Source organism: Streptomyces sp. NBC_01334 (genome assembly GCF_035983595.1).
Classification (GTDB): Bacteria; Actinomycetota; Actinomycetes; order Streptomycetales; family Streptomycetaceae; genus Streptomyces; species Streptomyces coriariae.
The window spans coordinates 1,834,806-1,859,094 of the sequence record NZ_CP130718.1 but is presented as its reverse complement, the minus strand read 5'-3'; the positions used below and the strand labels follow the sequence as shown (position 1 = coordinate 1,859,094).

Sequence of the window (24,289 nt, the reverse complement as noted above, 5' to 3'; positions counted from 1 at the left end):
GCAACTTGTCATGCCGGAGACCATACGCATCTTGAAACGATCGGTGCAAGATGTGTAGGCTGACGAACCATGGCGGGCCGCAAGCAATTCGACGTGAACGAGGCGCTACGACGCGCGATGCACGTCTTCTGGCGCTGGGGCTATTCGGAGGCCTCGATCGACCGCCTGACCGAGGGCACGGGCCTGGGCCGGAGCTCGCTCTACGGCACCTTCGGCGACAAGAGCACCCTCTTCCGGAAAAGCCTCCAACGGTACGCGCAGACCTACCACCCGCTGTACGACCGGGCACTGTCCGGCCCTCACCCGAGCCCGAGCGCAGTTGTGGCCGCCTACCTGCAGGTCACCCTGAACCGCATCGCCGACCCGACAGTCCCGGATGGCTGCCTGCTCACGGTGTCGGCAGCGCAGTTCCCGGCCCTCGACGCGGAGGGCCAGGCGATGGTCCGCGCCATGATCGACGGTTTGCGAGCGATGCTGGAGCAGGCGTTGCTCGCGGCGGGGGCCGATGAGCACGAGGCGGCAGAGCTGGCGTTGTGCACGCTGGCAACGAACAAGTCCCTGGCGGTGCTGAGCCGCGCCGGCTTCTCGAGCGAAGACCTGGCAACCGTCGCCGCAGCCGCCGCCCGTCTCCCCGGGAGACCGCATCCACTACCTTGAACAGTGCGATGGACACCCGGAGCCCCAGCAAAGTCGTCAGGTGATGCCGAGCAGGGCCAGTGGTCGGGTGCTGTCGCGGGCGTAGTGCGGTTGACGGCGGCGATGTCGGTGACGCCGGTGATGCGGAGTGCGCCGGTGGCGGCGTTGCCGGCAAGTATTCGCAGGCCGGCCGGAGCAACAGCTTCGGGGAATCGTGCTCCATCGCCCGCGCGAACAGGAACTCATCGAGGTCCTTCCGCTCGCCCCGATCCCGTACCCGCCGGCCGCGCAGTACGCGACCACCTCCCGCAGATGATCGGTGCGCGTCTGCTCCCTCTCGCCGTACCCACCCAGCTCACCCGTCGGCCCGCCGAGCCGCTGCGACAGCCGGCCCACCGCAGCCGACGGCGCGCCGGTCACCTTGTCCGGCACGCACCCCAACCGGGACGGCGTGCATGACTGCACGGCCGCGCCGAGCACGTTGCGACCGGTCCGGAACTCACGCAGGAACGCCTCGTCCGGCCCGGCCGACGTGAAGTGACGGATCAACTCCGAGCACCCGACTTCCGGGAACGTACGCAGCCGAACCGGCTCATCCTCGGAAAAGACGTCCCGAGTCGCCACCCACCCACCCACCGCATCCGCATCGACGACCGCGAACGGGCGCGACGCCACGGCCGAACAACCACGACGCTCAATGCCCCGGGGCCAAGTGGTCAACCTTCGCTGACGCGAAGCAGCTCTGATCAACCTTCCCTGGCAATCGATCACCGATCACTGGCACGGGTCAGCACCCAGCGATGCCCAGGACCCTTGCCAAGCGAACTGTTCCGATATATCGTTGACGCATCGCGACAGATCAACGATGGAATGAAGGAGTGGTTTGCGATGCGTACCCACGGATTCGAGCGTGGACATGGACAGGACGGCCCCGGGCGTGGCCGCGGCGGCTTCGACGGACGGCGGGCGGCTTTCGGGCCCTTCGGTCCGGGTGGCCCCGGCGGTCCCGGTTTCGGGCCGGGCTTCGGTGGCCCCTGGGGCGGACGAGGGCGTGGCGGACCCAGGGGGAGGGCGCGGCGCGGTGACGTACGGGCCTCGATCCTGGCCCTGCTCAAGGTCCGGCCCATGCACGGCTACGAGATGATCCAGGAGATCGCCGAACGCAGCGGCGGGGCGTGGAAGCCCAGCCCGGGCTCGGTGTACCCCACCCTCCAGCTGCTGGAGGACGAGGGCCTGATCAGCAGTGAGAGCGAAGGCGGCAAGAAGCTGTTCTCGCTCACCGAAGAAGGCCGCACGGCCGCCGAGGAGGGCCCCGAGGCCCCCTGGGAGGAGGCGTCGCGCGGGGTCGACTGGGAGGCTCTCAGCGAGATCCGCCAGGCCGGCTTCGGTCTGATGGAGGCCTTCGGGCAGGTCTGGAAGACCGGCAGCAAGGAGCAGCGCGAAAAGGCGCTCACGGTCATCAACGACGCCCGGAAGAAGCTGTACCTGATCCTCGCCGACGAGGACTGATCGCCTTACGGCGATGCCGAGGCGCCCCGCGGAGTCATCCGCGGGGCGCCTTCCTGTGCGGTGCGGCTCGCCCGCCGTACGACTCGCCCGGTCAGACGACCAGTCCACCCAGCTTGCGCAGCGACTCGTTCAGCGCGGCCGTGCCCGAGTCCTTGAGCCTGCCCGCCATCAGCGACACGGCCGCGCCCGTGAACTCGCCGTCGATGCGGACCGTCGTGGCGTCCCCGTCGGGGGTCAGGGTGTAGCGCGTGGCGACGGACACCGCCATCGGGCCCTTCCCGCGGATGACCAGCACCCGGGCGGGCTCCAGTTCCGCCACGGTCCACTCGACCTCGGCCGGGAACCCCATGAGCTTCATGTTCTCCTGGAAGGTCGCGCCCACTGCGAGGGTCTCGGGGCCTCCCTTGGGGAAGTTGGTGTGGGTCGCGTTCCACTCCCCGTACGCCGGCCAGTCGGTGAGCTGGGCCCACACCTTCTCGGCCGGTGCCTGGATGCGTGCCTCCGCGCTGACTTCGGCCATGCGACCACCTCTTCGTGTCGGGCAACTGGGGCTGCGGTGTCGCGGAACGTAGCTCCAGGTGCTCGAACATTCAATACTGACGAACCGTCAGGAAATGCGGAGGGGGCGTACGGCAAGTCGGCGCGCGCTCCGGCGGGGGAAGCGCCTGATCTCATCCGTAGGGAGGAGATTCCGACGGCCGGTGTCCGCTCTGTGTGGGACGCGAAGATGCTCCCCGCCGGGGATGACCCGCCCCGGCCGGACTGATGGGGTGGGATTGTGCAATCCCGTACTTCCCGGCAGTCGCCCCACAACCCGGTGGCGCACGGCATGGACGACGACCCCAGGCTCGCCGCCGAGCCCGCGGCGGCGCTCGCCGCCGCCCGTCGCAGGGCGGTGCGGGACGGGGACCGGCAGATCGACACCGCCCACCTGCTGCACTCGCTCCTGGAGCAGGACCCACAGGTGCGCGCCGCCTTCGACGGCGGGCCTCAGCTCGCCCGGTTGCTCGGCTACCTCGTCCAGCGCAGCATCGGTTACGGCCTGCGCTGGCAGAGCGGAGTCGAGGACTCCGGGACCCTGCCCGTCGTGACGGTCGTCGAGGGTTTCTCCCCGCTGGCCGCGGCCGCGCTGGAGCACGCGTGCGTGCGTGCCGCCCGGCGCGACGGAGCGCGGGCCCAGGGTGGCGGAGCGCAGGCCCGGGGCGTCGACCTGCTCGCGGCGATCGTCGCGGACCCACAGGCGCGGGCCGTCGAGGTGCTGACCCGCGCCGCCGTCGACGTCCACGCACTGCGCGCACGGATCGAGGACGGTCCGCAGGGGCGCGAGGCCCGCGCGGGAGGCGGCGAAGGCGCCTGCTGAGCCCGCCCGGGCCGCCCTCGCCTCGCCGGCCGGGGCCGTCCAGTCGATGAGACAGGTGTCAACGGGGATGACGCTCATGTCATCGCCTGTCATCATGTGCCCGTGCATACGTCTGTGAGCAGTGAGGGCAACCGCGGGAAGGGCATCGGGCTCGGTCTGGCGATCGGGTCGGCCATCGCCTTCGGCGGATCCGGGGTCGCGGCCAAGCCGCTGATCGAGGCGGGCCTCGATCCGCTGCACGTGGTGTGGTTGCGGGTGACCGGCGCGGCCCTGGTGATGCTGCCGCTCGCCGTACGGCACCGCGCCCTGCTGCGCACCCGCCCGGCGCTGCTCGCCGGGTTCGGTCTGCTCGGCGTGGCGGGAGTGCAGGCGTTCTACTTCGCCGCGATCTCCCGCATCCCGGTCGGCGTCGCGCTGCTCGTCGAGTACCTGGCGCCCGCGCTGGTGCTCGGCTGGGTGCGGTTCGTGCAGCGGAGGCCGGTGACGCGCGCCGCCGCGCTCGGCGTGGTGCTCGCGGTGGGCGGGCTGGCCTGCGTCGTCGAGGTCTGGGCGGGGCTGAGTTTCGACGTCGTCGGACTGCTGCTCGCCCTCGCGGCCGCCTGCTGTCAGGTCGGCTACTTCGTCCTGTCCGACCAGGGCAGCGACTCCGGGGACGACGCCCCCGATCCGCTCGGCGTCATCGCGTACGGCCTCCTCGTGGGCGCCGTCGTCCTGACCGCCGTCTCCCGCCCCTGGGGCATGGACTGGTCCGCGCTCGCGCACACCGCAGGCATGAACGGCACCGAGGTCCCCGCCTGGCTGCTGCTCGCCTGGATCGTGCTCGTCGCGACGGTGGTCGCGTACGTCACCGGCGTGGTTTCCGTGCGCCGGCTCTCTCCCCAGGTCGCGGGTGTGGTGGCCTGCCTGGAGGCGGTCATCGCGACGGTCCTGGCGTGGGTGCTGCTCGGCGAGCACCTCTCGGCGCCGCAGATCGTGGGCGGGGCGGTGGTTCTCCTGGGTGCCTTCATCGCGCAGTCGTCCGCGCCGGCCAAGGGCGCCTCGGAGCCGGTGGCCGGCGGCAATCCCGAGCGGGAGCTGTCGGCCCGCGGAACGGCTGCCTAGGGTCCCGATTCACACCGGGCGCCCCCCTTCTCGCGCCCTCCCGCACGTCGGCGCCGGGCGGTCATGCCCGGCGCCGTCGCGACAGGTGCTCGCCGGCCGCCGCGTCGCGTGGGCCACCGCGGGCGGCCAGGCCGGCGGCGATGCGGTCCTGGGTCTCGCTCGGCCGATGGGCCGCGTACTTGAACTTCGCCCGTACGCCGGTCACCTCGAGCCGGACACCCCGGATGCCGGAGAGCAGACGGCCGTACGGCGCCTCGCCGACCGCGGGCCGGGCGGAGCCGCCGTCGGGCTGGAAGTGACCCAACTGGCGTGCGAGCAGCTCGGCCTTGGCGGTCGGGTCGTCCACGATGTGAGCCGTGCAGCGGAGCTGGACCGCCGCGTAGAAGCTCGTCGGAGTGCCGTGCTCGGCGGGGGCGCCCGGCGGTGCCTGCCACGGGCCGGGTACGAACACGTAGTCGTCGACCACGCTCAGGATCACGGTCGGGTCCGCCTCCAGGGCGGGCCACAGCGGGTTGGGGCGGGCCAGGTGGGTGACGGCCTCGCCCGCGTCGGGGTCGTAGGCGAAGTGCAGCGGCTGGACGAACGGCGGCTCTCCCGCCGGGCCGTTGACGGCGAGCTGGCCGAAGTCGTGAACGGACAGCCAGGTGCGCCACTCGCCGTCGTCGTGGGGCGCGTCCCAGGGGTGGATGAGCATCACGGCACCGCGAGGTAGTCGGGGAGCACGATGCCGGGGGCGAGGTCGGCCTCCGGGAGGGGCGCGTCGTAGCCCTTGCGCAGCGGGAGCACGCCGGCCCAGTGGGGGAGGGTGAGGTCCTCCGGTTCCTCGTTCACCCCGCCGGTGCGGGTCTTGGCCGAGACCTCGTTCAGGTCGAGGCGGATCACCGCGGTCGCCGCGAGCTCCTTCTTGTTGGCGGGGCGCGAGTCGGCGGCCCGGCCCGGGACGACATGGTCGACGAGGGCGTCGAGCGCGGTGAGCTTCTCCTGCGGGTCCGTCACGTCGTACGCGATGCCGTGCACCACGACCGAGCGGTAGTTGATCGAGTGGTGGAAGGCCGAGCGGGCCAGCACCAGACCGTCGACATGCGTCACCGTCAGACACACCGGCAGCCCCGGGTCCGCCTGTCCTGTCATCCGCAGCGGGCGCGAACCCGTGGAGCCGTGCACGTAGAGCGTCTCCCCGACCCTGCCGTACAGGGTCGGCAGCACGACCGGCGCGCCGTCGCGGACGAAACCGAGGTGGCAGACGTAGCCCTCGTCGAGTATCGCGTGCACGAGGTCCCTGTCGTACGAGGCCTTCTGCGCGGACCGCGTGGGGATCGTGCGGTCGGTCGGGGTGTAGGCGGCGGTCCCTGTCGTCGTCTCCGGGGTCCCCTGCATGGCGTTCTCCATTGTACTAGTGCATAATAGGCTTTGTGCTAGGAGAATATCCGATCAAAGGCCGGCGCGCAGCGGACATTTCCGCGAGCATCGAGACGGCGGTGGGTACGGGTGGGCTGAGTCCTGGGCAACTGCTGCCTCCCATGCGGGAGTTGGCAACCGCGCTGGGGGTGAACCCGAACACCGTCGCGGCCGCGTATCGCACCCTGCGGGAGCGCGGAGTGATCGAGACCGACGGTCGGCGGGGCAGCCGGGTGCGGTCGAAGCCCGCCACGACCGGGCGCGAGTTCCTCCGGGTCGAGGTGCCGGAGGGCGTACGGGACGCGGCCGCCGGCAACCCGGACATCGCGCTGCTGCCACCGCTGGCGCCGGCGTTCGCGTGGGCCGCCGCGCAGGGCGACCGGGAGCCGGTCCTGTACGGACACGCTTCGCTGGAGCCCGGACTGGCACGGCTGGCGCGGGCCGAACTGGACGCGGACGGCGTGCCGGCCGGACCCGTGGCCGTCGCCTCCGGTTCGCTGGACGCCATCGAACGCGTCCTCGCCGCGCATGTGAGGCCGGGCGACACCGTGGCGGTCGAGGATCCCGGCTGGGGCTCCCTGCTCGACCTCGTCCCGGCGCTCGGGCTGCGCCCGGTCCCGGTCGGCGTCGACGACGACGGCCCGCTCCCTGAGCAGGTGCGTCACGCTCTGGAGGCCGGGGCGCGCGCCCTGATCGTCACCGACCGGGCGCAGAACCCGACCGGCGCGGCGGTGAGTGCCGCACGCGCGCGTGCCCTGCGTGCCGTGCTGCGGGAACACCCGCAGACCGTGCTCGTCGAGGACGACCACGGTCATGGCATCGTCGACCTCCCTCTGCACCCTCTCGCGGGCGTCACCCGGCACTGGGCGTTCGTGCGCTCGGTGGCCAAGGCGTACGGCCCCGACCTGCGGTTCGCCGTGCTCACCGGGGACGAGGTCACCCTCGACCGGGTGCGCGGGCGGCAGCGGCTCGGACCCGGGTGGGTCAGCCGGATCACCCAGCGGGCGGTGCTGCGGCTGTGGGCCGACGGCGCGGTGGACGCGCGGGCGGTCGCCGAAGCGTACGGGGGCCGGCGGGACGCGCTGATCACGGCGCTGGCCGGGCGGGGGGTCGAGGCGCGCGGCCGCAGTGGGATGAACGTGTGGATTCCCGTGCCGGACGAGACGGGGGCCGTCGCCCGGTTGCTCCAGGCGGGTTGGGCCGTGGCGCCCGGGGCGCGGTTCCGGATCGAGGCTCCGCCGGGGATCCGGATCACCGTGTCGACGCTCGCCCGGGAGGAGGTCGGCCCACTGGCGGACGCCGTCGCCTCGGCGGTACGGGTGGGCGGCACCCGCGGGTACGTCTAGGGTCTGTCGTCAGATGATCCTGGGGTCCGCAACGGGATCGTGTGGCGGAGCGCCGGGCACTCGGCAGGTCACGCGGCGGCCCTCAGGCACGGCAGCCGCGGCGGCCGGCCACCCGTCTTCGGCCGGCAGAACTGCATGGCGGTGCGCGCTCACCCCTGACCCTCCGCCTCCGGCGCACCGCCCGGGGGCTGTTCGGGAAGGCTGAGTGGCGTCCAGTCCGCCCCGGTGAGCAGCCGGAACGCGGCGACGGCGGCCTCCACGGTGGGAAAGAAGTGCCGCGGGTCGATGGTGCGGGTGAGCCCGTACTCCTCGATCTTGCGCCGCACAGGGTCCTTGAGTTCGGCGAACACGAGGTGGACGTGCTCGGCGTTGAGGGCCACGTCGAGCTCCTCCAGAACGTCCGCGGCGGTGGTGTCCACATCGGTCATCGGCTCGGCCGCGATCACGATCCAGCGTGGCCGCGGCTCTGTGCGCGCCAGTCGCCTGATCTCGTCGCGGAAGGTCCTCGCGTTGGCGAAGAAGAGAGGGGCGTCGAAGCGGTGGATCACCAGGCCCGGCAGCTGTTCGGCGTGCGGGTAGGAGCGGACGTCGTGGTACCCCTCCAGGCCCTTCACCCGTCCCAGCACGGTGTTGTACGGCCACCAGGCGCGCCGGAAGACGTTGAGGACGGACAGGGCCACGGCGAGGGCGATCCCCGGCAGGACACCGAGCAGGGCCACGCCCAGGAAGGCGGCGACCGACAGCAGGAACTCCGTCCTGCGCTGCCGCCACAGCCGGACCGTCCCCGGCAGGTCGGCCAGGGACAGCGAGGCCGTGATGACGATGGCGGCCAGGGCCGGCTGGGGAAGATCGCTGAACATGCCCGGTGCCAGTACGAGCATGAGGACGATGAGCGTCGCCCCGACGACTCCGGTGAGCTGGCTCCTGGCTCCGGCCCGCTCCGCCACCGCCGTACGGGAGCCGCTCGTGCTGACCGGGAAGCCCTGGAAGAGACCGGCCGCCAGATTCGCCGCGCCGACCCCGGCCATCTCCTGGTTGCCCCGGACCTCCTGCCCGCTGCGGGCCGCGAAGGCCGACGCGTTGGAGATCGTGTCCGTCAGGGACACCAGGGCGATGCCCAGCGCGCCGCCGAACAGCGGTGCGAGGTCGGCGACCCGGACGTCGGGGATCGTGAACGGCGGGAACCCCTCGGGCAGTCTCCCGACCAGGTCGACACCGTGCTCGCCCAGGTCGAAGAGCGCGGCCGTGGCGATCGCCAGGACCACCATCACCAGCACCGCGGGGACCTTCGGCAGCCACCGCTGCAGCACCAGGATCAGGAGGATCCCGCAGACGCCGACCGTGGCGGCGGCGGGCACCAGCGCCCCGTCGGCGAGACTGCGCACGAGACCGACGCACTCGCCGACCAGGTTGTCCGCCTCGACCTTGAAACCGAGCAGTTTGGGCAACTGGCCGATCAGGATGGTGAGGGCCAGGCCGTTCATGTAGCCGATCATCGTCGGCTTGGAGATCAGGTCGGCGATGAAGCCGAGCCTCGCCACCGAGGCCAGGATCATGATCGCCGCCACCATGAGCGAGAGCACCGAGGCGAGCGCGATCGCCCGGTCGGGATCCCCGTCCGCCACCACCAAGGGCAGCACGGTGGCGGCGATCATCGGCCCCAGCGACGAGTCCGGGCCCAGCACCAGGATGCGTGACGGCCCGCACACGGCGTAGCCGAGCAGGCAGAGAATCGTCGTGTACAGGCCGGTGATGGCCGGCAGACCCGCCAGCTCCGCGTACGCCATGCCCTGCGGCACCAGCAGGGTGGTCAGGACGATCCCGGCGACCAGGTCCTTGCCCAGCCACTCACGTCGGTAGGACGACGCGGCGCGGACTCCCGGTACGGCCCGCAACCAGGACAGGGCCGAGGGCAGGTCTTGCCGGTCGGTCACGGGCCGTCCCCTCGTCGTGTGCCGCCCCTCGGGCTTCCCGCCCGGCGACCCGGCACCGTACCCCGGCTCACCCGGGCCGCCGCTCTCGACCGCCGGGCCAGAAGCCTGCCCGGCCCCCGTTCCCGTTCTTCTCCGGACTCGCCTTCTCACGAAGGTCGAAGTCCCGGCCCGGCCGGACCTTCGATACCGGTCGTATCCGGAGCGGCTCGATGAAATCGGCGATGCGCTCGGCTCTTTCGTCCGACATCACTGACCAGTTCCTCTCCCGGCGGTGGTTCTGCGGACCGAGCGATGCGGTCGCCGGCGACCTCGCCGAGCGTCCTGCGGACCCGGCGCTCGACGAGTATCGGAATGTAGGCCCTGACCCTGGCCTGCCGGAACGAGTCGTACGCCGATCTGACCACGGCCTCGACGGCGGCCTCGTCGACCGTGGGCCAGGTCGCGCTCAGCCGCGCCACCAGGTCGCGGACGGCAACGACCTCCTCCGGCGAGCCGGACGGCCGTGGGTCCGGCGGGCTCGGTGGGCTCGGTGTGCTCGGTGGGTCCGGGGGCCCGGCGGGGTCCGTGTGCTCCACGGGAGCGTCGGGATCGCGGCTCGCGATGTCGGCGGGGCCCGACGCGACGACCGCGGGAGCCCCCTTATCGACTGTCATGGCCGCACGGTCCCTGAGCCCCTGGCCGCCCCGCCCGTTCGGTGTGCCGGGCCCGGTCTCGTGGTCCGCTTCGCATCGTTACGCGTTCCATACCCGCCGACCTCCAGCCCGTCGCGACCGCATCCCGCACCGTCGCCCACGAGCGGGGGCCACACACATTCTCGGTTCGGCCAGACATGATCGCCCGCCGAGGCCGGCCGTCGAAGCGGGTACGGCGCGGGTGCGGGGGCGTCGTGGATCCTCGCGCCTTCGCGGTGGGGCCGCAGGGCGGCCGGCGTTCCGTGCTCCGGGGCCGGGCGTCGTGCCCCCGGGATCAGGTCCTGCCCCGCGCCTGGGTCAGTGCCGCTCCCGCCAGGACGATCGCCGCGCCCACCGGGGTCGACCAGCTCAGCGGCTCGCCGAGGATCGCGACGCCCGCCGCCGTCGCGATGACCGGGATGAAGTAGGTGACCATCTGGGCCGTCGTGGGGCCGACCTCCGTGACCAGGCCGTACTGGATCAGCAGGGCGAGGCCCGTGCCGAGCGCGCCCAGGGCGGCCGTCGCGAGCAGCGGGACCAGTGGGAAACGGCTCGGGAAGGAGGTGAACAGCGTGGTGACCACGGCCAGTTGGAGTGTGGCCAGCAGGAGCTGCCCGCCGGTCATCGACAGGGCCGAGGAGCCGGTGTTCGCCAGGGTGCGGCGGAGGTAGATCCAGCCGATCGGGTAGCTGAGCGAGGCCAGCAGGGCCAGGGCCGTGCCCCGGGCGTCCAGGCCGTGGAAGCCCTGCCAGGCGCCGAGGACCGTGAGGACACCCAGGAAACCGAGGCCCAGGCCCGCGACGCGCAGCCGGGTCGGCCGGTCCTCCGACAGCGCCACCAGGGAGAGGGCCATGCCCCACAGCGGCGAGGTCGCGTTGCAGATCCCGGCCAGGGTGGAGGGGATGGTCAGCTCGGCGTAGGCGAACAGGGAGAAGGGCAGGGCGTTGAGGAGGAACGCCGCCACCGTCAGGTGCGCCCAGGTGCGGGCTCCGCGCGGCAGCCGCTCGCGCTTCACCACCATCGCGACCGCCAGGACCGCCGTACCGAACAGTAGCCTGCCCAGGGTGACCTGGAAGGGTGCGTAGCCGTCGGTGCCCACCTTGATGAGCAGGAAGCTGAAGCCCCAGATCAGCGAGAGCACGCCGAAGCGCAGTCGCCAGTCGAGAGTGCGGCGCGGGCGGGCGGGGGCTTGCGGGGAGGTCCGGGCGGGGGCGGTGACAGCAGTCATGAGCGTAACGATGCTGGACAGGGTCTCGTCACACAATCGAGAATATTCGCGCGATACCTCGTAGCATCGCTTACATGTTGAACCTGGAGCGCCTGCGTACCCTCGACGCCCTGGCCCGGCACGGATCGGTCAGCGGCGCCGCCACGGGACTGCACATCACCACCTCGGCCGTGTCGCAGCAGATGGCCAAGCTGGAACGGGAGGTCGGGCAGCGACTCCTCGCCAAGCAGGGGCGAGGCGTGCGGCTCACGGACGCCGGGCGGCTGCTCGCCGACCACGCGTCCCGGATCCTGTCGCAGGTCGAGCTCGCCCAGTCGGATCTGGAGGCCCAGCGCGGGCAGGTGGTGGGGGAGCTGCGGCTCTCCGCGTTCCCGACCGCGGCCCGCGGGCTGTTTCCCGTCGCCCTCGCCGAGCTGCGCAAGGCGCACCCGGGGCTGCGCCTGCGCTCGTGCGAGCTGGAGCCGGAGCGGGGGGTCGCCGGGGTGGTCCGCGGCGACCTCGACCTCGCCGTCGTCCTGGACTGGTACAACAAGCCGATGCCGGTGCCGGACGGCCTGGTCAAGGCGCCCATCCTGGACGATCCCGCCGATGTCGCGATGCCGGCCGGGCACCCCCTCGCGGACCGGGACGAGGTGGACCTGGGGGAGTTCGCCGAGGACGAGTGGATCACCTGGGGCGAGGGCGAGTTCTGCCACGAGTGGCTGATGTTCACGCTGCGCTCCCGGGGCGTGGAGCCGATCGTCGGTCACCGGGCGGCCGAGACGCACACCCAACTCGGTCTGGTGGCCGCCGGACTGGGGGTCTGCATCGCGCCGCTGCTCGGTCGTCACCCGGTGCCCGAGGGCGTCGTGACGGTCCCCCTTCGGCAGCGGGTGCGCCGGCATGTGTACGTGCTCTGGCGGGCGGACGCCGACCGCCGCCCGTCGATCCGGGCGGCGGTCGCGGCGCTCAAGGCCGCGGGCAAGGCCGTGGGCTGAACAGCCCTACGCACCGCCCAGCTTGCGGAAGTCCCACGACACGATCTTCGCCGGCTTCAGCCGCACCCACGCGTGCCGGCCGTCGTGCGGCATCGCGTCCAGGCCGAAGTTCTTGCGTGCGAACAGCGTCTCCACGGCGTCGAGTTCGGCGCACAGCTCCCCGGTGCGCGGGCTCTCGCCCACGAACTCCACCACGCCGGACAGCTCCACGCCCCGCAGCGCGTCGTACTCCTCGCCCGTGTCGATCACGATCGCGACCCGCGGATCGCGGTTCAGGTCCGCCCAGCGCTTGCTGCGCACGACCGAGTACAGCCACAACGCGGTGCCGTCCCAGAGAAACCACAGGGCGCTGACGTGCGGGGCGCCGTCGGTGGACACGGTCGCGACCCGGCAGGTGCGCTGGAGGGTGAGGAACGCGTCCAGTTCACCCGGCGACATCATGATCTTCCGGCCCCGGCGCTGAGTGACGGTCATCCGGCCCCCTCATTCTTTTCTTGTGGGTACGTGCCGCTTTCCTGAAATCCCGTCAGGAAAGCATGGGTCTTCTTCCTTCTGCGCGCAATGGCGGTTACTGTCGCCCGCTCCACACCGACGCCAGGGGGAGTCATGCCGTCGTACGAACAGCTCAGCGCCCTCCTCGACCCGCCGACCACCGTCCTGATCACGGTGGAGTGCCAGCAGGGCGTCGTCGGGCCCGGTGCCGCGCTGCCCCAGCTCGCCCGTGCGGCACGGGAGTCGGGGGCCCTCGACAACGTCGCCCGGCTCGTCGCGGCCGCCCACGCGAGCCGTGTCCAGGTCGTGCACGCCGTCGCCGAACGCCGCCCCGACGGCCGGGGCGCCAACCGCAACGCCCGGCTGTTCCGCGCGGCCGAGCGCCTTCCCGTCCAACAGCTCACCGGCACCGACGCGACCAGCCTGGCGCCCCCGATCGAGGTGGCCGAGCAGGATCTCGTGGTACGGCGGCTGCACGGACTGTCGCCGGTCCAGGGCACCGACGTCGACGCCCTGCTGCGCAACCTGGGCTGCAGCACCCTGGTCGTGACCGGCGTCTCGGCCAACGTGGCGATCCCGAACACCGTCTTCGACGCCGTCAACCGCGGCTACACGGCCGTCGTGCCGTCGGACGCCATCGCCGGGGTGCCTGCCGACTACACCCCCGCGATGATCCGCCACACCCTCGCATTGGTCGCTACGGTCGCGACCACGGACGAGGTGCTGGCCTGCCTCCGGCGGCCGGCCGTCAGGCCAGCGTGATCGAGTCGCCGCTGACGGTGATCGCCACCTCGGGCAGCGGCTTCTGCGCGGGACCGCTCTTCACGCTGCCGTCCGTGATCGAGAAGTTGCTGTTGTGACAGGGGCAGTTGATCACGCCGTCGCTGATGCTCTTCACCGCGCAGCCCTGGTGGGTGCAGACGGCGGAGAACGCCTTGTACGTGCCCGCCGTCGGCTGGGTGACGACCACCTTCTCGGAGTCGAAGACCTTGCCGCCGCCCTCGGGTATGTCGGCGGTCGTGGCGAGCGCGGCGCCGGCCCCGGCGTTGTCCCCGCCGCTCGTGCCACCGCTGCTCGCGGCCTCGGTGGACCCGGTGGAACCCGACGTGCCGGCCGAGGCGGACGAGCTCGACGAGTCGTCGTCGGAGCCTCCGCACGCGGTCAGCGCGACGGAGAGCCCCGCGGCTCCGGCGGCTGCCACGACGGTACGGCGGGCAGGCCCCGACGCGGACTTGATCGATGCGCTGGTCATGCTGGAGGTTCCCTTCCAGGGGGGTGCGTGGATCTGCCGAGAGGTACGAGCCACGGGCGCCGGTCGTTCAGCGCCCCCGCCAAGTCCGGACAGTGTCGAGATATTGACCCGTTCGAGATGAGTGCGGCGTAAGCCAGAGCTGTCGCGGAGCTGTCGGCCCCGCATCGTTCCAGGCCCAGTAGCCTGGGGCGATGCTCAAGGAAGTCACCGCGACCCGCTTCGTCACCCCCCTGCGTGAGGGCGGCTCCTTGCCGGGACTCGTCGAGGCCGACGACTTCGGTCTGTACGTCATGAAGTTCACCGGCGCCGGACAGGGCCGCAAGACGCTCGTCGCCGAGGTCGTCTGCGGCGAACTCGCGCGCAGGCTCGGTCTCCGGGTGCCCCGGCTGGTGACCGTGGAGCTCGACATCGTGCTCGGACTCGGCGAACCCGACCAGCAGGTACAGGAGTTGCTGAAGTCCAGCGGCGGCACCAACCTCGGCATGCACTTCCTCTCCGGCGCCCTCGGCTTCGACCCGCTCGCCTTCCCGGTGACCCCCGAGGAGGCCGGCCGGATCGTCTGGTTCGACGCGCTCGTGAACAACGTCGACCGCTCCTGGCGCAACCCCAACCTGCTGATGCACCGCGGCGACCTGTGGGTGATCGACCACGGCGCCACCATGATCTGGCAGCACAACTGGCCCACCGCCGAGACCTCCGCGGCCCGCGCCTACGACGCCTCCGACCACGCGCTCACCCCGTTCGGGCCGGACGTCGCGGCCGCGGCGGCGGAGCTGGCGCCGCTGGTCACCGCCGACCTCCTCGCCGAGGTCACCGCCGAGATCCCCGACGTCTGGCTGGCGGACGAGCCCGGCTTCGACACCCCGGACGCGCTCCGGCGGGCCTACGCGGCCCCGCTGCTCGCCCGCGCCGCCGTCATCCACGACCGCATCAAGGGAATCAAGTGAACGAGCGCCACATCATCCGGCCGGGCCAGGGCGGCGACCGGGACGTCTTCGAGTACGCCCTGCTGCGCGTCGTACCGCGCGTCGAGCGCGGCGAGTGCATCAACGCGGGCGTGCTGGTGTACTGCCGCGGCCAGGACTACGTCGGTGCCCGCACCCACCTCGACGAGGCGAAGCTGCTGGCGCTGGACCCGGACGCGGACGTGACCGGGGTGCGTGCCGCCCTGCGGGCGGTCGAGGGCGTGTGCGCGGGCGGCGCGTCGGCCGGACAGGCGGCGCACGACGACGCCGGACGGCGCTTCCGCTGGCTGATCGCCCCCCGTTCGACGATCGTCCGGCCGGGCCCCGTCCACACGGGGCTCACCACCGATCCCGCGGCCGAGACGGATCGGCTGCTGGAACTGCTGGTGAGGTAATGGATCACACCCGCGCCGTGTGGCGTTGACACCGGGTGCCAGGGCTTCTAGCGTCACGTCTGTCGAAGGTACTAAGCGGTCGCTCACCACTCGGGCGCATCCAGATTTTCTCAAGGGCGAGGAGAACCAGCAATGTCCACCACTGAGCAGCGGGTCGCCGTGGTCACGGGCGCGGCGCGCGGCATCGGCGCCGCCACCGCCGTACGGCTGGCCGCGGAAGGCCGTGCGGTCGCGGTAGTCGACCTCGACGAGGCCGCCTGCAAGGACACCGTCGAGAAGATCACCGCGGCGGGCGGCAAGGCCGTCGCGGTCGGCGCCGACGTCTCCGACGAGGCCCAGGTCGAGGCGGCGATCGCACGCGTCGTCGAGGAGCTCGGCGCGCCGACGATCCTCGTCAACAACGCGGGCGTGCTCCGCGACAACCTGCTGTTCAAGATGAGCGTCGCCGACTGGGACACCGTCCTGGGCGTGCACCTGCGCGGCTCGTTCCTGATGACCAAGGCCGTCCAGAAGCACATGGTCGACGCCGGCTTCGGCCGGGTGGTCAACCTGTCGTCCTCCTCGGCGCTCGGCAACCGCGGCCAGGCCAACTACTCCGCCGCCAAGGCAGGCCTGCAGGGCTTCACCAAGACCCTCGCCATCGAGCTCGGCAAGTTCGGCATCACCGCCAACGCCGTCGCCCCCGGCTTCATCGCCACCGACATGACCGCCGCGACCGCCGCCCGGGTCGGCATGGGCTTCGAGGAGTTCAAGGCCGCGGCCGCCACCCAGATCCCCGTCGCGCGCGTCGGCGAGCCCGACGACATCGCCAACGCGATCGCCTTCTTCACGAACGAGGCCGCCGGCTTCGTCTCCGGCCAGGTGCTGTACGTCGCCGGCGGACCGCTCGACTAAAGGCCACTAGGGAGCACTGGGGATCACGAACATGACTGAACTGCCCGCACTCTCCGGCAAGGTCGCCCTCGTCACGGGCGCCAGCCGCGGTATCGGCTACGGCGTCGCCGAGGCACTCGTCGCCCGCGGCGACCGGGTCTGCATCACCGGTCGCAACGAGGACGCGCTCAAGGAGGCCGTCGAGCAGCTCGGCGCCGACCGGGTCATCGGCGTCGCCGGCAAGGCGCACGACCTGGCGCACCAGGCCGCCGCCGTCGAGCGCACCATGGAGGCCTTCGGCCGCGTCGACTTCCTGGTCAACAACGCCGGTACGAACCCGGTGTTCGGGCCGATCGCCGACCTCGACCTGGACGTGGCCCGCAAGGTCTTCGAGACCAACGTGGTCTCCGCGCTCGGCTTCGCGCAGCGGACCTGGCACGCCTGGCAGAAGGACAACGGCGGCGCGATCGTCAACATCGCCTCCGTCGCGGGACTCTCCGCCTCGCCCTTCATCGGCGCGTACGGCGTCAGCAAGGCCGCGATGATCAACCTGACCCAGCAGCTGGCGCACGAGTTCGCGCCGCGTGTGCGGGTCAACGCGATCGCCCCGGCCGTGGTGAAGACGAAGTTCGCCGAGGCCCTGTACGAGGGCCGCGAGGAGGAGGCGGCCGCCGCCTACCCGCTCGCCCGGCTCGGTGTGCCGTCCGACATCGGCGGCACCGCCGCGTTCCTGACCTCGCAGCAGTCGGACTGGATCACCGGCCAGACGCTCGTCGTCGACGGCGGAATCTTCCTCAACGCCGGCGTGGGCTGATCCCGGCTCGGCCTGGATACGACACCCGGCACGGGCGCTGTTTCTTGACGGAAACGGCGCCCGTGTCGTCGTTCGGACGTCGCGCGGGGCGATGACAACGTCGTCACCCCAAAGTGATCAAGAATGCATCAAGGGCGCGGGTTCACGGCGCGTGGGGCTGCGGTATGGTCTGCCAACCCTTGGCATGGCAGATCGAGGAGCGTGCGCGTGTTCAACCGGAACCGATCCTTGCAGCAGATGGCGGCGATCGTGTCCATATCCCTGGTGGCCGGATGCAGCCTCCTGGGAGAGGAGAGCTCCGACGATGCCGGACCGATCGTCGTGGGCACCACCAGTGCTCCCAGCACGCTCGATCCCGCCGCCGCCTGGGACGGCTCCTGGGAGCTGTTCCGCAACATCTACCAGACGTTGCTGAGCTACCCCAACGGAGCGACGAGCCCCCAGCCGGACGCCGCCAAGTCCTGTGATTTCACGGACGACACGAACCGCACGTACAAGTGCGAACTGCGCGACGGCCTCAAGTTCTCCAACGGCGACAAGCTGGACGCGAAGGCCGTGAAGCACTCGATCGACCGGATCAGGACGATCAACGCCGAGACCGGCCCCAACGGACTCCTGGGCAGCCTGGACAGCGTCGAGACGAAGGGCGACCAGGTGGTCCTCTTCCGGCTCAACAAGCCCGACGCCACCTTCCCGTTCGTTCTCGCCACCCCCGGCATGTCCCTCGTCGACCCCGAGGACTACTCCGCGAAGGCCCTGCGCAAGGACGACGGCATCGTCGGTTCCGGGCCGTACCGGCTCCAGTCCTACGAAGAGGGCAAGCAGGCCGTACTGGTACGGAACGACAACTACAAGGGCTTCGCCGACCGCAAGAACGACGCGGTGACCATCCGCTACTTCCAGGACTCCGGCGAGATGGTCAAGGCCCTGCGCGGCGATGACATCGACATCACCTACCAGGGTCTCGCCGCCGGCGACATCGTCGACCTGGACACCAAGACCGCCGCCAACGAGGGCCTCCAGCTCATCGAGGGCGCCGGCAGCAACATCAACTACCTGGTGTTCAACCCCAAGGACCCGTGGTCCGACAAGGTCGCCGTGCGCCGGGCCGTGGCCCAGATCGTGGACCGGGCCGCGATCGCCCACGAGGTCTACAAGGACACGGTCGAGCCGCTGTACTCCATGGTCCCGACCGGCCTGACCGGCCACACCACGGGCTTCTTCGACTCCTTCGGCGACCCCGACACCGCCAAGGCGCGCAAGATCCTCACCGAGGCGGGGATCACCGAGACCGTCCCGCTCACCCTCTGGTACACCACCGACCGCTACGGCTCCGACACCGCCCTGGAGTTCAAGGAGATCAAGAGGCAGCTCGACGCCTCGGGTCTGTTCTCGGTCAAGCTGAAGAGCCGCCCATGGAACACCTACGTGGTCGGCTACCAGAAGGGCGAGTACCCGGTGTTCGGGCGCGGCTGGGCCCCGGACTTCCCCGACGCGGACAACTTCATCGCCCCCTTCGTCGGCGATCAGAACGCGCTCGGCACTCCCTACCCGGCGAAGGAGATCACCCAGGTGCTGCTGCCCCGCTCCCGAGGGGAGAGCGACCGCGCCAACGTGGTGAAGGACTTCGAGGAGGCCCAGCAGATCCTCGTCGACGACGCCCGGCTGCTGCCGCTGTGGCAGGGCAAGCAGTACCTGGCCTCCTCCGAGGACGTCTCGGGCGGCGAGCGGTCCCTGGACCCGTCGACGATCATGATGATGTGGGAGCTGACGCGGAAGACCAGCTGGTAGCCGGTCGACAGACCGGTCCGCGGGGCCGGTTGTCAGTGGTCGCCTGTAGGTTCTGTGCTCTGCAAGTGACCGCACGACACAAGGACGTTGACGTGACCGACATCGCCATGCTGCCCGAGTCCTGGCGCGGGGTTCTGGGCGACGAGCTCCAGCAGCCCTACTTCAAGGAGCTGACGGAGTTCGTCGAGGAGGAGCGGGCGGCCGGTCCCGTCTATCCCCCGCGCGAGGAGGTCTTCGCCGCGCTCGACGCGACGCCGTACGAGCGGGTGAAGGTGCTCGTCCTCGGCCAGGACCCGTACCACGGCGAGGGCCAGGGACATGGCCTGTGCTTCTCGGTGCGGCCGGGAGTGAAGATCCCGCCGTCCCTGCGGAACATCTACAAGGAGCTGCACGCGGAGCTGGACACACCGATCCCGGACAACGGCTACCTGATGCCGTGGGCACAGCAGGGCGTCCTGCTGCTCAACGCGGTCCTCACGGTCCGCTCCGGCGAGGCGAACTCGCACAAGGGCAAGGGCTGGGAGAAGTTCACGGACGCCGTGATCCGCGCGGTGGCCGACCGGCCCGACCCGGCCGTCTTCGTCCTGTGGGGCAACTACGCGCAGAAGAAGCTGCCGCTCATCGACGAGACCCGGCACATCGTGGTCAAGGGCGCCCACCCCTCGCCGCTCTCGGCGAAGAAGTTCTTCGGTTCCCGCCCGTTCACGCAGATCAACGAGGCGGTGGCACAGCAGGGCCACGAGCCGATCGACTGGACCATCCCGAACCTGGCCGACCAGGTCTGACCTGACACCACCCGACCAGGCCCGACCTCGGGAGACCGCACCTGCCGTGTGCCGCCGCGCCGGTTCCTCCGCGGACCGGCACGGTGCCGCCTGACCGGGATTGCGGATGCCGGCGGCTAGCGTCGTCGCAACGACGCAAGGAGGCCGTGGTGGCGGAGCGACAGGGGCAGACGGTGCCGGACGCCCTGCTGACGCGGATCGGGCAGGTCGTGATGCTGCACCACGGGGGAGACCGCGAGGAGGCCCGGCGCCGCCTCCTCGACCTGTGGACGGAGCTCGGCGAGGGCGGCGCCCCGCTGCACCGCTGCACCCTCGCCCACTACCTGGCCGACACCCACGACGACCCCTCGGACGAGCTGGCGTGGGACCTGCGGGCGCTGACGGCGGCGGAGGAGCACGTCGGCTCGGTCGAGGTGCGGGCGCTCTATCCGTCGCTGCACCTCAACCTGGCGGCGGACTACGTCAAACTCGGCCGCGCCGAGGCCGCCCGCACCCATGTACGCAGGGCCCGTACGGCGGCCGTGGCGCTGAGGGACGACAGCTACGGAGACGGCGTACGGGCGGCGATCAGCCGGATGGAACTGAGACTGGGGCCGGGCGAAGACGAAGGCGAGTGGGAGGGACGGGGGGAGTGGGAGCGGGAGTGGTGAGAGCGGCGAGGCCGTCGTGGGAGTGGTGAGACCGGCGGGGCGGTCGTCTCCCACGGCCACGGCACCCGAACCCTCACCGCCCGTAGGCCTGCTCGCAGATCGCCGCCTCCGGGCTGTCGCCCTGCCATCCGCCGTACGTCCTGCCGAGCGCGCACACGTCGGTGTTCCTGCGTACCTCCTTCTCGATGTCCGGGATCGCCACGCGCGGCAGGGCGTGCCGCCGGACCTCCGGGTGAGGCGGCCGGGGGTGCGGGCGGGAGCGGGACGAGGGCGGCTGTCCGGCGCCGCCGGCCCCCGGCAGCGCCGCCGTCCGCCGCCGCTGTGCCGGAGCCGTCGGTGCATCCGGTTCCGGCTCACGGGACGGCCCGACCATCTCCAGCGCCTCCCGGGCGGGCGCCTGGACGACCTGTACCTCGGCCCGTCCCTCCGGCCGCGGCACGGACGGCTGGGACGGTGCCAGGACGGGACCGGGGACGGCCGGGCGCTGGACGGTCACGCATCCCGCGAGGGCCGAGACGGCCACGGTGACCAGGAGCGTTGCGGTAGTCGTCGTCGTTCGATGCACCCGCGCAACTCTGCTGGTTCCGCCCGCCCGAGCAACAGCGGAGCAGCGGAGGTTGCCCCGCACGGGTGATCTCGTACCCCGTACGAGGGAGCGGGCCCGCCCGCGCTGACGTCCCTCGCCGGTGAGACCGTCGATGCGCTCCCGGATCAGGTCGGCGTGACCGTTGTGACGGGCGTACTCCTCGATCATGTGGGTGTAGATCCAGCGCAGGCCGGACGGCTCGTCGGGGTTTTCACTCGACGCGGACGCCGACCCGGAGGCGGCGCCCGGGGATCCCCGCGCGCCGCCTCCGGGTCGGCGTCCGCGCACCTCGCGGACCGGCGGACGGCGGTCGGGGAGGTGCCCCGTATGCTGCCGTACAGGGCAGGCCGGGCAGTGGGCCGCCGGGCAGTGTGGGACAGGTAGCGAGGGAGCGCCCGTGAAGGTCGGCTGCATCGGACTCGGCGACATCGCGCAGAAGGCGTATCTGCCGGTGCTCGGCGCGCTGCCCGGGATCGAGCTCCACCTCCAGACCCGCACACCGGCCACCCTCGACCGGGTCGCCGACGGCCTCCGCCTGCCCCGCGAGCAGCGCCACCACGACCTCGACGCGCTCCTGGCCGCCGGCCTCGACGCGGCCTTCGTGCACGCCCCCACCGCCGCCCACCCCGAGATCGTCTCCCGACTGCTGGAGGCGGGCGTCCCCACGTACGTCGACAAGCCCCTCGCGTACGAACTGGCCGACTCCGAGCGGCTCGTCACGCTCGCGGAAGCGCGGAACGTGTCCCTCGCCGTGGGCTTCAACCGACGACTCGCGCCCGGCTACGCGCAATGCGCCGACCATCCGCGCGAGCTGATCCTCATGCAGAAGAACCGGGTCGGTCTGCCCGAGCAGCCGCGCACGATGATCCTCGACGACTTCATCCACGTCGTGGACACGCTGCGCTTCCTCGCGCCGGGCCCGGTCGACGACGTGACCGTGCGCGCCCGCGTCGAGGACGGCCTGCTGCACCACGTCGTCCTCCAGCTCGCCGGCCCCGGCTTCACCGCGCTCGGCGTGATGAACCGGCTCAGCGGTTCCAACGAGGAGATCCTCGAGGTGTCCGGGCAGGACACCAAGCGCCAGGTCGTCAACCTCGCCGAGGTGATCGATCACAAGGGGCAGCCCACCGTGCGGCGGCGCGGCGACTGGGTGCCGGTGGCCCGGCAGCGCGGCATCGAACAGGCGGTCCTCGCCTTCCTGGACGCCGTGCGCGCGGGCAAGGTGCTCAGCGCCCGGGACGCGCTGGCGACTCATGAGCTGTGCGAGCGGGTGGTACGAGCGGTGCGGGAGCAGTCCGCCGCAGCCTGACCGTCCGCGCGCCCTCCGTGAGCGCGAGCGCCAGCAGCACCAGCAGGGCCCCGTGGACCGGCCAGTCGCCGTAGCGGACGTACGGGGTGACGCCGTCGGCGAGCGGGACGTCGTAGACGGCCGTCGTGCTCGCGTCCGTGCCCAGCCACGAGCCCTCCCGCCGGCCACTCGCGTCGTACACGGCCGAGACGCCGGTGAGGGTGGAGTGGACGAACGGCCGCCCGGTCTCCGCGGCCCGCAGCGCGCCCAGCGAGGCATGCTGCGCGGGCGCCCAGCTGTGCTGGAAGGAGGAGGTCGACGACTGTGCGACCAGCACGTCCGCGCCGTCCCCGGCCAGGTGCCGGCTCATGTCGGGGAACGCCGTCTCGAAGCACACCATCGGCCCGATGCGCAGCCCGTGCCCGGCGTCCATCACGACCTGCCCGGTGCCGCGCCGCCGGTCCTCGCCGGCCGCCTTGCCGACGGAGGTGGCCCAGCCGAGCAGGGAGCGGGCCGGTATGTACTCCCCGAACGGCACCAGCCGCATCTTGTCGTACCGGTCGCCGGTCGGGCCTTCGGACCCGATGAGCATCGAGCTCTTGTAGATGCCGGGCCGGTCGGAGCGGCGGGCGTCGACGTTCACGAGGATGTCGGCGCCGGTGACGCGGGACAGCTCCGCCAGGCGCCGGGCCAGGTCGGGCCGGTCGTCGAGGTCGTAGCCGACGCTGCTCTCGCCCCACACGATCAGGTCCACGTCCTGCCCGACCAGCCGCCGGGTCAACTGCTCCTCGCGGTCGAAGCGCCGGTCGGGGCCGTCGATCACCCCCGGCTGCACGACGGCGATCCGCGCCTGCCCGTCGGCGTCGGGGCGCGGCGCCCACATCCACGCGGCCGAGGCCGTGGCGGCGGTGGCCACGAGACCGGCGACGGCCGGGGCCCGGGACGCCGGAACGGACACCAGGACGGCGGCCGACACGTTGACCGCCACCACCAGGAAGCTGAGCAGCCACACCCCGCCGACGGAGGCGAGCCGCAACGCGGGCTCCACCTGCCACTGACTGGCCCCGAGCATGCCCCACGGCCCGCCGAGCCCCTGCCAGGAGCGGACGAGCTCGATCGCCAGCCAGCCCGAGGGCAGGACCAGCAGCGCGGCGAACACCCGCCCGCGGCCGGGGACCACGTCCGCGGTGAGGAACCGGCGGACCAGCCACGCCCACGGGCCCCACAGGGCGCCCAGCAGCGCGGCGATGACCAGGGTGAACACATGCAGGCTCGGCAGCAGCCAGTGGTGCATGGCCAGCATGAAACCGAACCCGCCGCTCCACCCGTCGTACGCGGCCCGCCGCCCCGTCGGCGCGGAGCGGGCGAGCAGGATCCACGGGACGAGCGCGAGATAGGCCCACCACCACAGGGCCGGCACGGGGAACGCGAGCACGGGAAGCGCGCCCGCGAGAGCCGCGACGGTCGTACGCCGCCAGGGGGAGGTGAGCCACAGTCCGAACGTCTTCATACGGCACCTCCCTACCCGCTCAGGGGCGCCTCCAGTGTGCGCGCGTCGGACGATCTCCGACAGGGGAAGTTTTTCGGCCCGGCCCTCACGAGGCCCTACCGCTTCCGCTTCGCGTTCCCCCGTTGTACTTTCTGCCCTCCGCCTCCGCTTGCCGCCTCGTGCTTGGCGCCTCCCGCTTTGTGCCGCGTGCCTCTGATGCCGCTTCCGGTTCAGCCGGGCAGTCGCCGCCATTTCTCCCGGACGACGACCTCACGCACCCGCCACCCGTCGTCGGTCCGCAGCAGACCGAAGGAGTACCTGCCGCCACAGACGAAGTCCGGCGCACCGGCCGCCGAGTCGTCGGGGCCGGGGGCGGCCAGCCGCATCGGGTTGACGTAGTCGGCCTGGACCCGGGCCGTGTCGCCCGTGTCCTGCTCCAGAACCCCGAAGCGCACCTGGCGGTTGACGATGAGGTGCTGCCGCATCGCGAACACCCGCATGGTCTCCGCGAGCCATGAGGCGACGTTCCCGGCGTCCCCCTCGATGCCACCGGCCGAGCGGTAGTCCGCCCGCCCGTCCGACGTGAACAGTTCCCGATAGGCCGTCCAGTCACCGTCGTCGACCGCCACCGCATAGTCGGTGACCAACCCGTCCACGGCCAGCCGGTCCATCACTGCGGCGAGCTCCACACGCTGCGTCATGGCCCGAGTGTTGGGCATGGGGGCTGCTCAGCCAAGCTCCGTGCGGGA

General features: G+C 71.7%; 27 protein-coding genes and 1 pseudogene. 15 read left to right on the top strand and 13 right to left on the bottom strand.

The window, feature by feature from the left end; translation table 11 throughout:
- Positions 1–69 precede the first annotated feature (69 nt).
- Complete coding sequence (locus OG736_RS08440; RefSeq protein ID WP_327181896.1) at positions 70–657, top strand: TetR/AcrR family transcriptional regulator; 588 nt, start codon at positions 70–72, stop codon at positions 655–657.
- A 36-nt stretch (positions 658–693) separates the two neighbouring features.
- Here OG736_RS08440 and OG736_RS08435 read toward each other — a convergent pair whose 3' ends face one another.
- Entirely contained in the window at positions 694–1,311 is a 618-nt protein-coding gene (locus OG736_RS08435; protein ID WP_327181895.1) for a DUF4158 domain-containing protein, read from the bottom strand.
- A 213-nt stretch (positions 1,312–1,524) separates the two neighbouring features.
- Between OG736_RS08435 and OG736_RS08430 the strand changes: the two genes are divergently transcribed.
- Positions 1,525–2,145, top strand: coding sequence for a PadR family transcriptional regulator (locus OG736_RS08430; protein ID WP_327181894.1), 621 nt, complete (start codon positions 1,525–1,527; stop codon positions 2,143–2,145).
- A gap of 91 nt (positions 2,146–2,236) precedes the next feature.
- Here the strand turns inward: OG736_RS08430 and OG736_RS08425 are convergent, their stop codons facing one another.
- Positions 2,237–2,665 (bottom strand): type II toxin-antitoxin system Rv0910 family toxin, encoded by a 429-nt coding sequence (locus OG736_RS08425; RefSeq protein ID WP_327181893.1) that lies wholly within the window; start codon positions 2,663–2,665, stop codon positions 2,237–2,239.
- A gap of 258 nt (positions 2,666–2,923) precedes the next feature.
- Between OG736_RS08425 and OG736_RS08420 the strand changes: the two genes are divergently transcribed.
- The gene (locus tag OG736_RS08420) at positions 2,924–3,505 is read left to right on the top strand and encodes a Clp protease N-terminal domain-containing protein (RefSeq protein WP_442817013.1); all 582 of its coding nucleotides are present in this window, start codon (positions 2,924–2,926) and stop codon (positions 3,503–3,505) included.
- Between the two features lie 96 nt (positions 3,506–3,601).
- Complete coding sequence (locus OG736_RS08415) at positions 3,602–4,606, top strand: EamA family transporter (RefSeq protein ID WP_327181892.1); 1,005 nt, start codon at positions 3,602–3,604, stop codon at positions 4,604–4,606.
- Between the two features lie 61 nt (positions 4,607–4,667).
- Here the strand turns inward: OG736_RS08415 and OG736_RS08410 are convergent, their stop codons facing one another.
- Entirely contained in the window at positions 4,668–5,300 is a 633-nt protein-coding gene (locus OG736_RS08410) for an FMN-binding negative transcriptional regulator (protein ID WP_327181891.1), read from the bottom strand.
- The gene (locus tag OG736_RS08405; protein ID WP_327181890.1) at positions 5,300–5,983 is read right to left on the bottom strand and encodes a pyridoxamine 5'-phosphate oxidase family protein; all 684 of its coding nucleotides are present in this window, start codon (positions 5,981–5,983) and stop codon (positions 5,300–5,302) included. Before OG736_RS08405 ends, OG736_RS08410 begins: the two co-directional genes overlap by 1 nt.
- A gap of 35 nt (positions 5,984–6,018) precedes the next feature.
- Between OG736_RS08405 and OG736_RS08400 the strand changes: the two genes are divergently transcribed.
- The gene (locus OG736_RS08400) at positions 6,019–7,350 is read left to right on the top strand and encodes an aminotransferase class I/II-fold pyridoxal phosphate-dependent enzyme (RefSeq protein WP_327181889.1); all 1,332 of its coding nucleotides are present in this window, start codon (positions 6,019–6,021) and stop codon (positions 7,348–7,350) included.
- Between the two features lie 149 nt (positions 7,351–7,499).
- On the opposite strand, the gene OG736_RS08395 is transcribed toward OG736_RS08400, so the two are convergent.
- The 3 genes from OG736_RS08395 to OG736_RS08390 all read right to left on the bottom strand — a co-directional run bounded on the left by OG736_RS08395 (position 7,500) and on the right by OG736_RS08390 (position 11,183).
- Positions 7,500–9,284 (bottom strand): SulP family inorganic anion transporter, encoded by a 1,785-nt coding sequence (locus tag OG736_RS08395; protein ID WP_327181888.1) that lies wholly within the window; start codon positions 9,282–9,284, stop codon positions 7,500–7,502.
- Between the two features lie 146 nt (positions 9,285–9,430).
- Positions 9,431–9,937: a three-helix bundle dimerization domain-containing protein gene (locus OG736_RS47260; RefSeq protein WP_442817012.1), complete on the bottom strand. Its 507-nt coding sequence runs from the start codon at positions 9,935–9,937 to the stop codon at positions 9,431–9,433.
- Positions 9,938–10,250: 313 nt separating this feature from the next.
- Positions 10,251–11,183: a DMT family transporter gene (locus OG736_RS08390; protein WP_327181887.1), complete on the bottom strand. Its 933-nt coding sequence runs from the start codon at positions 11,181–11,183 to the stop codon at positions 10,251–10,253.
- A gap of 74 nt (positions 11,184–11,257) precedes the next feature.
- On the opposite strand from OG736_RS08390, the gene OG736_RS08385 reads away from it, so the two are divergent.
- Positions 11,258–12,160 carry a LysR family transcriptional regulator gene (locus tag OG736_RS08385; RefSeq protein ID WP_171395988.1) on the top strand — a complete coding sequence of 301 codons (903 nt, stop codon included), beginning with the start codon at positions 11,258–11,260 and terminating at the stop codon, positions 12,158–12,160.
- 6 nt (positions 12,161–12,166) lie between these two features.
- Here the strand turns inward: OG736_RS08385 and OG736_RS08380 are convergent, their stop codons facing one another.
- Entirely contained in the window at positions 12,167–12,634 is a 468-nt protein-coding gene (locus tag OG736_RS08380) for a pyridoxamine 5'-phosphate oxidase family protein (RefSeq protein WP_020132828.1), read from the bottom strand.
- Positions 12,635–12,766: 132 nt separating this feature from the next.
- Between OG736_RS08380 and OG736_RS08375 the strand changes: the two genes are divergently transcribed.
- A complete protein-coding gene (locus tag OG736_RS08375; RefSeq protein ID WP_327181886.1) occupies positions 12,767–13,414 on the top strand; it encodes a cysteine hydrolase family protein in 648 nt (215 codons plus the stop codon).
- Here the strand turns inward: OG736_RS08375 and OG736_RS08370 are convergent.
- A complete protein-coding gene (locus tag OG736_RS08370; protein WP_327181885.1) occupies positions 13,401–13,904 on the bottom strand; it encodes a Rieske (2Fe-2S) protein in 504 nt (167 codons plus the stop codon). The two genes, OG736_RS08375 and OG736_RS08370, sit on opposite strands and share 14 nt — an antisense overlap.
- 191 nt (positions 13,905–14,095) lie before the next feature.
- Between OG736_RS08370 and OG736_RS08365 the strand changes: the two genes are divergently transcribed.
- The 7 genes from OG736_RS08365 (at position 14,096) to OG736_RS08335 (ending at position 20,177) form a co-directional block, all read left to right on the top strand.
- On the top strand, positions 14,096–14,851 hold the full coding sequence (locus OG736_RS08365) for a HipA family kinase (RefSeq protein ID WP_327181884.1): 756 nt from the start codon (positions 14,096–14,098) through the stop codon (positions 14,849–14,851).
- Positions 14,848–15,264 carry a DUF3037 domain-containing protein gene (locus OG736_RS08360; protein WP_327181883.1) on the top strand — a complete coding sequence of 139 codons (417 nt, stop codon included), beginning with the start codon at positions 14,848–14,850 and terminating at the stop codon, positions 15,262–15,264. Before OG736_RS08365 ends, OG736_RS08360 begins: the two co-directional genes overlap by 4 nt.
- Before the next feature lie 132 nt (positions 15,265–15,396).
- A complete protein-coding gene (gene fabG, locus OG736_RS08355; RefSeq protein WP_327181882.1) occupies positions 15,397–16,158 on the top strand; it encodes a 3-oxoacyl-ACP reductase FabG in 762 nt (253 codons plus the stop codon).
- Positions 16,159–16,189: 31 nt separating this feature from the next.
- Positions 16,190–16,951, top strand: a complete 762-nt coding sequence (locus tag OG736_RS08350; RefSeq protein ID WP_327181881.1) for an SDR family oxidoreductase — start codon at positions 16,190–16,192, stop codon at positions 16,949–16,951.
- Positions 16,952–17,158: 207 nt separating this feature from the next.
- Positions 17,159–18,742, top strand: coding sequence for an ABC transporter substrate-binding protein (locus tag OG736_RS08345; RefSeq protein WP_327181880.1), 1,584 nt, complete (start codon positions 17,159–17,161; stop codon positions 18,740–18,742).
- A 92-nt stretch (positions 18,743–18,834) separates the two neighbouring features.
- Positions 18,835–19,527, top strand: coding sequence for a uracil-DNA glycosylase (ung, locus tag OG736_RS08340; protein ID WP_171395979.1), 693 nt, complete (start codon positions 18,835–18,837; stop codon positions 19,525–19,527).
- Positions 19,528–19,676: 149 nt separating this feature from the next.
- Positions 19,677–20,177: a hypothetical protein gene (locus tag OG736_RS08335; RefSeq protein WP_327181879.1), complete on the top strand. Its 501-nt coding sequence runs from the start codon at positions 19,677–19,679 to the stop codon at positions 20,175–20,177.
- 73 nt (positions 20,178–20,250) lie between these two features.
- Here OG736_RS08335 and OG736_RS47255 read toward each other — a convergent pair whose 3' ends face one another.
- Together OG736_RS47255 and OG736_RS08330 are read right to left on the bottom strand one after the other, a co-directional pair.
- Entirely contained in the window at positions 20,251–20,700 is a 450-nt protein-coding gene (locus tag OG736_RS47255; RefSeq protein WP_442817162.1) for a hypothetical protein, read from the bottom strand.
- Between the two features lie 156 nt (positions 20,701–20,856).
- A pseudogene (locus OG736_RS08330) lies at positions 20,857–20,961 on the bottom strand (mycothiol transferase); the annotation flags it as partial.
- Positions 20,962–21,160: 199 nt separating this feature from the next.
- Between OG736_RS08330 and OG736_RS08325 the strand changes: the two are divergent.
- A complete protein-coding gene (locus OG736_RS08325; protein ID WP_327181878.1) occupies positions 21,161–22,072 on the top strand; it encodes a Gfo/Idh/MocA family protein in 912 nt (303 codons plus the stop codon).
- Here the strand turns inward: OG736_RS08325 and lnt are convergent.
- Both lnt and OG736_RS08315 read right to left on the bottom strand, forming a co-directional pair.
- Positions 21,990–23,561, bottom strand: a complete 1,572-nt coding sequence (gene lnt / locus OG736_RS08320; RefSeq protein WP_327181877.1) for an apolipoprotein N-acyltransferase — start codon at positions 23,559–23,561, stop codon at positions 21,990–21,992. The genes OG736_RS08325 and lnt overlap by 83 nt on opposite strands.
- 209 nt (positions 23,562–23,770) lie before the next feature.
- Positions 23,771–24,241 (bottom strand): nuclear transport factor 2 family protein, encoded by a 471-nt coding sequence (locus OG736_RS08315; protein WP_327181876.1) that lies wholly within the window; start codon positions 24,239–24,241, stop codon positions 23,771–23,773.
- Between the last annotated feature and the right edge of the window lie 48 nt (positions 24,242–24,289).